This window comes from Candidatus Gastranaerophilales bacterium (assembly GCA_028693235.1).
GTDB lineage: Bacteria > Cyanobacteriota > Vampirovibrionia > Gastranaerophilales > Gastranaerophilaceae > JAQUVW01.
This window is the reverse complement of the sequence record JAQUVW010000001.1, coordinates 148,790-160,818: the sequence shown is the minus strand read 5'-3', so window position 1 is coordinate 160,818 and position 12,029 is coordinate 148,790. Positions and strand designations below refer to the sequence as shown.

Here is a 12,029-nt window from a genome sequence, read left to right as displayed (position 1 = left end):
AAAATGACCAGTATCGGAGATCAAATAACGGCTATGCAAAATGCCACAACTCAAGCTCAAGCTGATGAAATTAAAAGAAACGGCTATTCAGGTTCATCTGACCTTGATGGTGACGCATTCTTAAAGCTAATGCTAGAACAATTAAAACAACAAGACCCGCTTGCCCCTATCGATAACAAGGAATTCTTGGCTCAACAAGCTCAATTTACTCAAGTAACTGCCTTGCAAGAGCTAAACAGCAACATAAGCGTCAACAACCAAGTAACTCAGGCATGTATGCTAATCGGAAAAGAAGTTACACTGGTCGACCCTGAAGATAATACAAAAAGAATAACAGGTGTCGTTGACTCAGCCAGCTTCTCCGGTTCAAGTGCAACTGTCAATGTTGGGGGCAAAGACTACTCTCTTGGCTATGTCGTTGGAGTAAAAACACCTACTACAACAGCTGGTGGGGAGTCCTCCGGTGATACATCAACCGGAACAGATTCTGACAAAACTGAAAAATCATAATTAAAAATAAAAAGTAATACTTATAAATACGGGAGGAAAAATGGGACAAGCTTTTTACACATCCATAAGCGGAATTAAAGCCGGTCAAAACAGCATCAATGTTGTAGCTGACAATTTGGCAAACATGAATACTATCGGCTTTAAACAATCATCTGTTACTTTTTCAGATGTTTACTACAATACACTATCGGCAGGCTCTGGTGCAACCACCAATCTTGGCGGTACTAACCCTAAACAAATCGGCGTAGGTACTCAAACTGGTGCTATTGCAAGAAACTTTACAACAGGTTCCAGTTTATCAACAGGCGTATCAACCGATATGATGCTACAAGGTAATGGCTTCTTTACGGTTATGAACCAAGACAATCAGATACTTTACACAAAAGCTGGCAACTTTACACTTGACGAAGAAGGTCACTTAACCCTTCCAAGCGGATATAAATTAATGGGTGCATCAAGCTCTTTCAGCACTCAAAGTGGTAACACTCCCGTTAAAATCCCTACTATGATTGAAACAAAAACCATTCCAAACACTGCGGACATAGGCACAAAAGATTTATCAAAATTGAATAATGTATCTATTTCAACCGGTACTTTTAAAATAAATGTTGTTGATGGTGGTGGAACAACTACACCTGTAGAAATTACAATTGCAGATGGTGACAATTTAGCAACTATCGCAAATAAAATCCAAACAGGCTTAAACGGCGTTGCTGCAGGTCATACCGTAAGCTTGAGCGGTGGTAAATTGCAAATTACTCCACCGGCTGGTGAAACATTAAAATTCGAATCAGGTACTTCAAATTTTGTTTCAGCTACTCAATTAAATGACTCCAATCCAACTGCAGGGCAACCTTATTCATCTAAGGTCCTCGACTACAAACAAGAAATAAAAGTCGCTGACAACAAAGAAACTGCTCAAAAATATGCCGGAATGACCGTCTATCAAGATGGTAGCCTTGAAGTTAAATACTCGAACGGTGACAAACTTAAAGTCGTTCAAGATGATAATAACAACTCCGTATTCCAATACACTACCGCTGAGGGAGTTGTAATCACAGGCAATGACGTCACGGTTCCACCTCAAGTTGCAACTCCTGCTAATTTACAATTGCAAGTTGCAAGCTTTATCAACCAAAATGGTTTAGTAGGCGTTGGAAATAACTGTTTTTCACAAGGTGCAAACTGCGGAGATGCTTTCTATGGAACACCTAACGGAAACGGTTTTGGAGCACTTGCTTCCGGAACTTTAGAAGGTTCAAACGTTGATATGACGGCTCAATTTGCTGATATGATTGTGGCTCAAAGAGGGATTGAAGCTAACAGCCGTGTATTTGATACACAAAACCAAATAATGAAATCATTAGCTTATCTCGGTCAATAATAATTAATATGTGTTAATAACGATATAGCGGATTAGTTTTTCTAATCCGTTTTTTTTGTATAATAAATCTATGATAAAAAATGCCTACATACATATTCCTTTTTGCAGAAGAAAATGCAATTATTGCACTTTTGTGTCTTATGACACACTTACGTTAAAAAATGTATATATTGATTCGCTGCTAGAAGAAATAAAAACAAATTACAAAGGCGAAAAGCTTAACACTATATATTTTGGAGGGGGAACTCCCTCTATTCTTTCAACCAGTGACTTCGGATTAATTCTCTCCGAGCTCAATTTTGATAAAAATACAGAAATTACAGTAGAGATAAATCCTGAAACAGTAGATAGAGAATATTTAGATAATTTAAAAGCTCAAAATATCAACAGGTTAAGCATCGGAACTCAGGTGTTCGATAACAATATCTTACAACTTATCGGAAGAAACCACACCAAAGAAACGGCGATAAAAACAGTACAAAATGCCCAAAATGCAGGATTCTCCAACATAAGTATTGACCTCATCTACGGGCTCCCGACCCAAAATACAGAAAACTTTTTAACTTCGCTAAAAATCGCAACCGACCTTAATATTCAACATATCTCGCTTTATGGTTTAAAAATTGAAGAAGGCTGTGCGTTTTTCAACCACAAGCCCCATTTTTTACCCGAAAATGATGACCAAGCGGAAATGTATATTGAAGCAATTGACTACCTTGAAAAAAGTGGATTTTTTCAATACGAAATCAGCAATTTTTCAAAACCGAATTTTGAATCAAAGCACAATTTAAACTACTGGAACAATGGACTCTATTATGGTTTTGGGGTTGCAGCTAGCGGTTACGAAGACGACATAAGATACACAAATGTATCGACTATTGAAGAATACATAAAACTTCCCAACAAAAAAATCTATATCGAAAAAGTTACGCCTCAACATGAGCTCGAAGAAGAAATTTTCTTAGGACTTAGGGAAACAAAAGGTCTAAACATTCCAAATATAAATAAAAAATTCGGAATAGATTTTGACAAAAAATATTCTGAAATAATTAAGAAATATTCAGAAACAAACCACATCAAAAAAACTCAATACGGTTACGCTCTAACTCGACAAGGCATATTATTGAGCAACAACATCCTATCTGAATTTATTGAAATCTAAATCTATTTCTTTTCAGGTAAGCCCTTTGTACCTGTTTCCATGCCTGCAATCAAGAAAGTAGCAGGTAAAACTTTAGAAATTACGGATTGTATTTTAGGGTTTTTAAACATAAAAGTTGAAGCGAAACACAAGTCATCAGCGTGTTGGCTATAGTCAGTGGCTTTAGTTTCTTTACCAGCTTTTTCTTTGAACAATTTATCATTTACCTTGCTCATGATTTTATTACCGACAGCCATTCCGCCAACCAAGCCTGTTACAGTAATTGCAGCCCTAGGCAAGCCTTTTAGTGCAAGATTTATTTTGTCAGCAAATTTAACAGTTTCTTTCAACTGAGGCATTTTTAAGCCTGATTTCTCTAATAATGTGGTGCCTAACGCAACGCAGCCGACAGGAGCCAACAAATTGGCTGTGAACTGTCTTATTCCTTCTCTTAGTTTGTGCTTAGCGTTGTTTTTATCAGCAATTGAACCAGCAATCATGCCGCCTGCGATAGAAGCTCCGCCAAGTGCTAAAACTTCTTTTTCTCCATATCTCAAATCTGCAAATTTAGTAGGGTTTCCACCTTTTTTCAATGCCATTAATATGCCACCGATAGCAGCACTGATAGCAACAGCACTACCTGCCAATGATGCGATTTTTACATTTGTAGGATTAACAGCCTTCTGAGGAGCTTTCTTTTTGGCTTCTACCGGCTTATTTACAGGGTTTTTAGAATAATTATAGCTGTTTGTAACTTTCATCAAAGTGCCCTCATTCATTTGCACATATTTATAATAGATGAACAAAAATTTAATTGCTAATAATAGTTTAGTATTTTACAAAAAGAAACAATTAAAAACCTCATTTCTCTTTTTTTTCAGCTACTCTTGTAATACACTTAATAATAACTAAAAGGTGAAAAAATGATTGACACACACGCACACATTGATATGGACTGCTATAAAGAAGATTTTGAAAAAGTTTTGGCTCGTGCTAAGGCAAATGGGATTGAAAAAATAATAATTCCGGCTGCTGCTGAAAAAGACTTCGACAAAATCATCAATTTAGCTGAAAAATATGACAACATATATGCTGCAATCGGTGTTCACCCGGAAGATGCCAAACTTTACACCGAAAAATCTCACGATAAAATAATTCAACTTGCAAAACACAAAAAAGTTATCGCAATTGGTGAAATAGGGCTCGACTATTATTGGGACAAGACAACAATCGATATTCAACAAAAAATCTTTAAAGACCAGATTGAAATAGCAAAAGCCGTCAATAAACCAATCCTTGTACATGACAGAGATGCCCATGAAGATAGTTTCAACATAATCAAAAACACAAACGCTGGTGCAATTGATGTTGTTATGCACTGCTTTTCCGGAAGCGTTGAATTCGCCAAACAATGTATCAATGAAGGCTGGTATATAGCACTCGGTGGGGTCACAACTTTTAAAAATGCCAAAAAAGCAAAAGAAGTCGCAAAAATAGTTCCTCTCGATAAACTTTTGCTTGAAACAGATTCCCCCTATATGACACCAACTCCTCATAGGGGAGAACAGAATGAACCTGCATTTGTTAAATTTGTCGCTATTGAAATAGCAAATCTTCGAAATGTAACATTGGAAGAAATTGACAACACAACCACGGATAATGCGTGCAGAATTTTTGATTTCGGAGGCTATAATGAATAAAAAAGACAGGCTCGACAAAATTCTATTTGAAAAAGGATACTTCGATACAAAATCTAAAGCCCAAGCTGCAATTATGGCAGGTGATGTAAAAATTAACGATGAAACAATTACCAAAGCTGGCTTTCAAATTGAAATTAAAGACAACACAAAAATCGAAATAAAAACTATGCCCTTCGTCTCAAGAGGCGGTTTCAAGTTGGACAAAGCAATTAAAACATTTAATATCAACTTAAAAGATAAAACATGCCTCGACGCAGGTGCCTCAACTGGTGGATTTACTGACTGCATGCTCCAAAACGGAGCAAACAAAGTCTACGCAGTTGACGTCGGATACGGGCAAATTGCTTGGAAACTAAGAAACGACCAGAGGGTCAAAGTTGTCGAAAGAGTAAATGTGAAAAATTGCGTTTCATCTGACATATATAGCGAAAATGACATTCTACCAACTTTTTGTGCTATGGATTTGTCTTTTATTTCAATAACCAAAGTGCTTGAAAATATCTTAAAACTCATGAGCCCCTATGAAAATCAAATCATGGCATTAATAAAACCTCAATTTGAAGCAGGCAAAGACCAAGTAGGCAAAAATGGCGTAGTCAGAGAAGAAAGCACGCACATTGAAGTCATTAAAAATGTGCTTGATTTCGCTGAAAAAATCGGGCTAAAAGCTATTAATCTCGATTTTTCACCTATAAAAGGACCCGCAGGTAACATAGAATATATTGTATTATTCACGACAAAAATAAGTTTGACCAATGATATTGACATTGCAAGTATAGTCAAAAGCTCACACTTGCTGGCTGAATAACGAGCATAATTTGAAAAATATCATAGTGCTGTATATAATGAAAACACAACCGAGTCTTTTGGAGCAAATATGAGATTTTTTATAATTATTCTTACCTTTTTAACTTTTGGATTTTCAGCTGTAGCTTTTGCTGAAAGCAACCAGCCAATAGTTCCACAACTTCAGATGGGAAAAAAACCCTATCAACTTCATACCTTTAAAAACACAGACAAAATATCTGTAATGAAAGCTATGATTGATATTTTGCAATCTGACGGATATATGATTAATACAGCAAATCCTCAACTCGGCTTTATTGCAGGTGCCCTTGACTTTGATTCAGAAGACACAACAGTGGATATCGCAGAAGAATTTGGAGCAAGCAAAGCCGGGCTTTTCTGGAAAGGGATAAGGACGGCAAGTATTGAAATATCTGCAAACATAACGGATTTCGGTCCCGATACAAAAGTCAGAATGATTTACAAAAGAAAATTGCTAAACACATACGGAAACCCTCAATATATCAATGAGGTGACAATCCAAAGAAGATATGAATATTTCTACGATAGAGTTGAGCAAGAAATCAAAACACAAAAAAATACTCAAAAAACAATTATCGAGGCTCAAAAAAAAGCTAAAGAACTAGCACTTCAAGAAGAAGCTAAAAAACAATCTATGGAAAAAGAAGCTCAAGCTCAAGCACAAACACAAATTACAAATGAAAAAAAAGAAGAAAATGTCAACGAGAAAAACAAAAAGTCTGAAACAAAATGAAAAAATCAATATCAATATTTCTAATTTTCATACTCGGGAGTCCTGCTTTTTGCCGCCAAACACAAAAAGCTCAAATTAAATACAACGAAATAAGAACCTACACAATTCCTTTCACCAACCAAGAAAAAATAGAAAAAGCTGTCATCTACACCTTTCAAAACAGCGGTTTTACAATAACAAATTATGAACCGGAACTCGGTTTTATCTCCGCCCGAAAAACATTCGACACCAAATCTACCGACAAATTGAGAGTAAGCAGGCACCTTATAGAAATGGGCATATTCGGTACAGCCACAATCTTCTCTTGGGGTATAATGAGCCCATCTTTAATCGAACCATCTTGCCGTTTAAAAAAAGAACTCGAAAAAAAGCCTGTCGTCATCGACTCTTTTGTATCACTAACTAAACTAGGTGATAAATCCATCATAAAGCTATCTTTAATCGAAAAAATATACGAAAACAAAGACGGATATTGCTACAGAAAAGATTCACCCCGAAAAATAATAAAAATTAAAAACCCGAAAATTTACGAAGAATTTTTCACTCAAGTAGATTCCAACATATACTAAAAAGCGGCTCTGAACTTCAGAAACCGCTTTTATTATTAGTTTTTATATCTGCTATGAAGCAGTACCTGTTGACCAGCTATTCAAATATTGTTCCTGTTCAGCTGTCAAGGTATCAATTTCAATACCCATTGCTTTTAGTTTCAAATTAGCAATTTCAATATCTGTTTGATGAGGCAATGTATATAATTTATTTTCAAGATTTTGTCTGTTCTTGATGATAAATTCTGCACCCAAAGCTTGATTTGCAAAGCTCATATCCATAACTGAAGCAGGATGTCCTTCTGCTGCTACAAGATTAACAAGTCTACCTTCAGCTAAAACATAAACTGATTTGCCGTTATTTAATTTATATTCATCCAAGAACGGTCTGATACGTTTAATTTCAGTTGTATATTCTTTCAATCCGTTCACATTGACTTCAACATCAAAGTGACCTGCGTTACATACCATTGCACCATCTTTCATGTTCATAAGATGAGGAATGTCTACAACATTTTTATCACCGGTAATAGATAAGAATATGTCACCAATTTTTGCAGCTTCTGCAATAGGCATAACTCTATAGCCTTCCATTGCTGCTTCTAAAGCTTTCAACGGGTCAACTTCTGTTACAATAACATTAGCACCGTGTCCTTTTGCTCTCATTGCAGCACCTTTTCCGCACCAGCCATAGCCACACATTACAAAAGTTTTACCTGCCAGCAAAATATTACTGGCTCTAATGATACCGTCTATAGCACTTTGTCCCGTACCATATCTGTTATCATAAAGATATTTCGTCATACTGCTATTAACAGCCAATGCAGGCCATTGCAAGCTTCCATCTTTTTCCATAGCTTTTAATCTGATAATACCAGTTGTTGTTTCTTCACAAGAGCCAACAATATCAGCTATCAATTCAGGTCTTTTTGAGTGAATAGTAGCAACTATATCGCAACCGTCATCAATTATAAAATTAGGTTTATGGTCTAGTAATATATCAACATGCTTTGCATAAGTTACTTTATCTTCACCTGCGTATCCATAAACAGGAACACCCCAATATTTAACCAAAGCTGCAGCAACATCATCTTGGGTTGAAAGTGGATTTGATGCTGTCAAAATACCATCAGCTCCCCCTTCTTTTAGTGCGATTACCAAATTAGCTGTTTCCTTCGTAATATGAACGCAACTTGAAAATCTCATTCCCTTAAAAGGTTGCTCTCTTTTAAATCTTTCTTTGATTTGAGCCAAAACAGGCATATCTTTCATTGCCCATTCAATATTATTTTTTCCTTGTTCTGCAAGGGCGATATCTTTAATATCACATTTTACTAATGTAGAATCCATGGTTTCTCCTTAAGTTTTACAACAAAATTCTAACATGAATACACAAAACTATGTATAATTATTCTATGGACATTTACGAAAAATTAAACAAGAGAAATTTATTCAAACTTATACTCGGACTCGGAAACAAAAACGAAGACGAGATAAAAGCAATTTCGCAAATATACTCAAAAGCCGGAGTCGATATATTTGATATTACACCGGACGTTGAAATTTTTAAGCTCGTAAAAGACACCATTGAAAGACAAGGATTCTCTCTAAAAGAATTGCCCATCTGCGTAAGCTACCCGATTGGCGATGACAAACACGGGAAAAAAGCTTTTGTCGACAAAACAAAATGCCTCAGGTGCAGACATTGCATAAAAAAATGCTCATATGGTGCAATCTCCTTTGAACAAGAAGTCATTATTGACACAAAAAAATGTATCGGTTGCGAAGCTTGTAAGTGCTCGGCTATCACTTATAAAAAAGAAGAAATTGCTCTCTTTGAATCAATTGAAACTTTTCAAAATTATGGCGTAAAATTTATTGAGCTTCATATCTCAACTCCTGATATCAAAGTAATTAAAGACACTTTTATAAAATTAATCACGAAATTTCCTGATTTAAATTTTGGAGTATGCGTTTCTCGTGAAAAATTTGCGGATATTCAACTTATAAATCTATTAAAAGATTTAATCACTCTTTATGACAAAAAATTAATTATCCAAGCAGACGGTTTGTCAATGAACGGCGGCAAAGACACAACAGCTTCAACGCTTCAGGCTGTAGCTATTGCTCAATTACTACAAGAACTTGACGCTTACATAATAATCTCCGGCGGAACCAACGACAAATCAAAACACCTGCTCGACTTATGCAACGTTAAAGCCAACGGCATTGCAATTGGGTCGTTTGGACGACTTTTAATAAAAGATGAAGTATCAAACAATGAATTTTGGTATAATAATAATACATTCAATTCGACTTTAGCAAAAGCAGTAAACTTAGTGAAATCGGTGAAAGACAATGAAAGAAACAATTAACGGCATTTTGAGAAAATATGTGGAACTAACTCCTGATACGACTTTCATAGTCGGATTTTCTGGGGGCTGGGACTCTATGTGCATGCTCCACATTTTAAGACAACTTTCTATCGAACACGGATTTAAAGTCATTGCAGCCCACCTTAACCACAACTGGCGTGGTGATGAGGCCGATAAAGAAGAACTTATTTGCAAAAAGTTTTGCGAACAATATGAAATTCCTTTCGTCGCAAAAAAATTGCCCGATGGCTTAAAAGCCTCAGAACTCATCGCTAGAGAGATGAGGTATGCCTTTTTTAAAGATTGTGCTGCAAAATTCGCCGCTGATGCCATATTGACCGCCCACACAAGAAGTGACAACGCTGAAACTATTCTATACAGAATAATCAAAGGAACCGGACTCAACGGCTTAGAAGGCATTAAAGAATGCCGTGACGTCGACTCTTTTAAAGTCATAAGACCAATTTTGAATTTTTCAAGAAAATCAATCGAAGCATATTGCATTAAAAATGAACTATTCCCAAACAGCGATTCAAGTAATTTGAATACAAAATATGCACGTAACAACATCAGACACAACATCATGCCTGCATTGAAAAATATCAATCAAAATATTGAAGGTGCATTAATAAATCTTTCAGAAATGGCTATCGGGAACAATAAAATTATCCAAGAATTAATCCAAAACATCGAAAAACAGATTACCGTCGGAGAAAAATGGCTAACTAAAAATTTTATGCTACTAAATCCTACAATGAAGCAACATTTCATATATAATTTATTAATCAGAAATGATATTGAGCCGAGTTTTTCAAAAGTACAAGAAATTTTAAATTTTATAATCGAAAATCAATCTTCTAAATCAGGCAAAACCCTCTCTCTTACAGAAGATATCTGGCTTTTCACATCCTCTGTTTACACCTACACAGTCGACAAAGCCGATGATGTAAAATGTAATGAAGAAATACAAATCAAAGATGATGGACTTTACACCTTTGGCTCGGTTTGCGAATTTTCTATACATAAATTCAACGAAACTGTCCACAATTACCCCAAAGCTGATGAGCCCGTGGCTTTTGTTGACCTGTCTGATTTCAAAGAACCTTTAACCCTTAGAACAAGACGTAACGGCGATATTATCCAACCTTTCGGCATGGATGGAAAAATGAAACTTAAAAAATATTTCATTAATAAAAATATACCAAGCCATGACCGTGATAAAATAATTCTATTATGTTGCGGAAAAGAAGTTCTTTGGGCTATAGGAGTAGGATTAAGCGAAAAATTGAGAACAAAAAACAACCCGTCACATAAATTAGAATTGGTAGGTGAATAATGAACGCATTGCTGGATAAACCCATTACGGATTTAAAAGTTTTAATATCTGAAGAAACACTTCAAACTCGATTAAAAGAACTCGGAAAATACGTCGATAACGAATTTAAAGACGCTCAAGAATTAATTGTAATCTGCGTTTTAAAAGGTGCCGTTATGTTTTGTTGCGATTTTGCAAAACATATCTCTATTCCTTTACAAATGGAATTTATCAGAATTTCAAGCTACGGCAATGACTCTCACTCAAGTAACCACTTGAAAGCAATTGACTTGACATTGCCAATGATGAAAGATAAAAACGTATTGATAGTCGAAGACATTGTAGATACAGGGCTCACTGCTAAATTTTTAATTGATTTAATACAAATGGAACACGCACCGAAAAAACTCCGCTTCGTTTCACTATTAAACAAAACTTGTGCAAGGAAAATAGACATAAATCCAGATATAGCCGGCTTTGAAATAGACAACAAATTTGTCGTAGGTTATGGACTCGACTACAAAGGCTACTACAGGAATTTGCCATATATAGGCTACTTTCCTCAATAAGATAAAAAAGGAACTTTCACTAGTTCCTTTTTATTTTTATATTCCTGAGCCTTTTATTTCAACTTTTTTGAGTTTTTTCTCAATTTTTTTATACCAAGGCAACTTTTGCTTAAACAAATACTCATATCCATCCACGCTTCCGTGAGTAATTTCTGCAAGTTGGCTATCGCAAAGCGAGGTAAAACTTTCCTCTAATGCTTTTGTAAAAGCGTGTCTATCTATTTTTTCGTTTGTTTTTTCTAGCAAAACAGGTTCACCGATTTCGACCATTACTTCTGGTCTGTCTTCTCTCAAAAAGACATAATTAACAGCAACCGGAACCAAATTTATTCCACCAAGCCGTTTTGCAACCTTTTCTGCAACAAAAGTCATGCCTGTTTGAAAATTGATAGGTCTGTAATTCGGAGGTTTAATTATACCTTGAGGAAAAATCCAAAGCCCCATGCCTGCTTCCAAATCTTCGGATATATATTTCAAAGATTTCATTGCATCTTGAGGAGATTTTTTATTAACAGGAAAAGCACCTGCCTTTGCAAACAAAGGAAATCTGTTCATTTCTTCAATCATCATTCGTAATTTTACGTTAAAAAATCTACGAACCATATTATACCCTACGATTCCGTCCCACCAGTTCATATGCGGAGCATAAAAAATCATTGGATACTTTTTATTTGTCTTATCATAGTTGCTACCGTTTTTTATTTTCAAGGAATAGAAACGATGTTGTATCATATTATAAAAGAATCTATCAGCAACCCAAGTCCAAAAAGGGTCATTTGAAGCTTTTCTAAATTTTTCTTCCCGATTTCGAAGTTTAGTAGGTGGAACGTCTGAATACAAAACTTCATTACTAGCCATTATAAGTCTCCCTAATAAAACTCGTGAAAGAGCCTCCCATAAACAAAAACTCTAATATATCAAGGATA

General features: G+C 35.6%; 13 protein-coding genes. 10 read left to right on the top strand and 3 right to left on the bottom strand.

All coding sequences use genetic code 11. The annotated features are described in order from the left end of the window. Nucleotides 1-3 precede the first annotated feature (3 nt). From PHV37_00815 to hemW, 3 genes are all read left to right on the top strand, one after another. Nucleotides 4-510, top strand: a complete 507-nt coding sequence (locus PHV37_00815; GenBank protein ID MDD3236622.1) for a flagellar hook capping FlgD N-terminal domain-containing protein — start codon at nucleotides 4-6, stop codon at nucleotides 508-510. 40 nt (nucleotides 511-550) lie between these two features. Beyond that, nucleotides 551-1,894 (top strand): flagellar hook-basal body complex protein, encoded by a 1,344-nt coding sequence (locus PHV37_00810; protein MDD3236621.1) that lies wholly within the window; start codon nucleotides 551-553, stop codon nucleotides 1,892-1,894. 70 nt (nucleotides 1,895-1,964) lie between these two features. Further along, nucleotides 1,965-3,056, top strand: coding sequence for a radical SAM family heme chaperone HemW (gene hemW, locus PHV37_00805; protein ID MDD3236620.1), 1,092 nt, complete (start codon nucleotides 1,965-1,967; stop codon nucleotides 3,054-3,056). Nucleotides 3,057-3,058: 2 nt separating this feature from the next. Here the strand turns inward: hemW and PHV37_00800 are convergent, their stop codons facing one another. Beyond that, a complete protein-coding gene (locus tag PHV37_00800; protein MDD3236619.1) occupies nucleotides 3,059-3,820 on the bottom strand; it encodes a hypothetical protein in 762 nt (253 codons plus the stop codon). Between the two features lie 138 nt (nucleotides 3,821-3,958). Between PHV37_00800 and PHV37_00795 the strand changes: the two genes are divergently transcribed. From PHV37_00795 to PHV37_00780, 4 genes are all read left to right on the top strand, one after another. Further along, nucleotides 3,959-4,735: a TatD family hydrolase gene (locus PHV37_00795; protein ID MDD3236618.1), complete on the top strand. Its 777-nt coding sequence runs from the start codon at nucleotides 3,959-3,961 to the stop codon at nucleotides 4,733-4,735. Continuing rightward, the gene (locus PHV37_00790; protein MDD3236617.1) at nucleotides 4,728-5,543 is read left to right on the top strand and encodes a TlyA family RNA methyltransferase; all 816 of its coding nucleotides are present in this window, start codon (nucleotides 4,728-4,730) and stop codon (nucleotides 5,541-5,543) included. Before PHV37_00795 ends, PHV37_00790 begins: the two co-directional genes overlap by 8 nt. 69 nt (nucleotides 5,544-5,612) lie before the next feature. Further along, on the top strand, nucleotides 5,613-6,296 hold the full coding sequence (locus PHV37_00785; protein ID MDD3236616.1) for a hypothetical protein: 684 nt from the start codon (nucleotides 5,613-5,615) through the stop codon (nucleotides 6,294-6,296). Continuing rightward, nucleotides 6,293-6,865: a hypothetical protein gene (locus tag PHV37_00780; protein MDD3236615.1), complete on the top strand. Its 573-nt coding sequence runs from the start codon at nucleotides 6,293-6,295 to the stop codon at nucleotides 6,863-6,865. The genes PHV37_00785 and PHV37_00780 overlap by 4 nt, the downstream gene beginning before the upstream one ends. 51 nt (nucleotides 6,866-6,916) lie before the next feature. Here PHV37_00780 and ahcY read toward each other — a convergent pair whose 3' ends face one another. Beyond that, nucleotides 6,917-8,194, bottom strand: a complete 1,278-nt coding sequence (ahcY, locus tag PHV37_00775; GenBank protein MDD3236614.1) for an adenosylhomocysteinase — start codon at nucleotides 8,192-8,194, stop codon at nucleotides 6,917-6,919. Nucleotides 8,195-8,259: 65 nt separating this feature from the next. Between ahcY and PHV37_00770 the strand changes: the two genes are divergently transcribed. The 3 genes from PHV37_00770 to hpt are packed head-to-tail and all read left to right on the top strand — an operon-like array spanning nucleotide 8,260 to nucleotide 11,103. Beyond that, nucleotides 8,260-9,219 carry a DUF561 domain-containing protein gene (locus tag PHV37_00770; protein ID MDD3236613.1) on the top strand — a complete coding sequence of 320 codons (960 nt, stop codon included), beginning with the start codon at nucleotides 8,260-8,262 and terminating at the stop codon, nucleotides 9,217-9,219. Continuing rightward, entirely contained in the window at nucleotides 9,203-10,555 is a 1,353-nt protein-coding gene (gene tilS / locus PHV37_00765; GenBank protein ID MDD3236612.1) for a tRNA lysidine(34) synthetase TilS, read from the top strand. Before PHV37_00770 ends, tilS begins: the two co-directional genes overlap by 17 nt. Further along, nucleotides 10,555-11,103 carry a hypoxanthine phosphoribosyltransferase gene (hpt, locus tag PHV37_00760; GenBank protein MDD3236611.1) on the top strand — a complete coding sequence of 183 codons (549 nt, stop codon included), beginning with the start codon at nucleotides 10,555-10,557 and terminating at the stop codon, nucleotides 11,101-11,103. The genes tilS and hpt overlap by 1 nt, the downstream gene beginning before the upstream one ends. 36 nt (nucleotides 11,104-11,139) lie before the next feature. On the opposite strand, the gene PHV37_00755 is transcribed toward hpt, so the two are convergent. Beyond that, nucleotides 11,140-11,961 (bottom strand): lysophospholipid acyltransferase family protein, encoded by an 822-nt coding sequence (locus PHV37_00755; protein ID MDD3236610.1) that lies wholly within the window; start codon nucleotides 11,959-11,961, stop codon nucleotides 11,140-11,142. Nucleotides 11,962-12,029 lie beyond the last annotated feature (68 nt).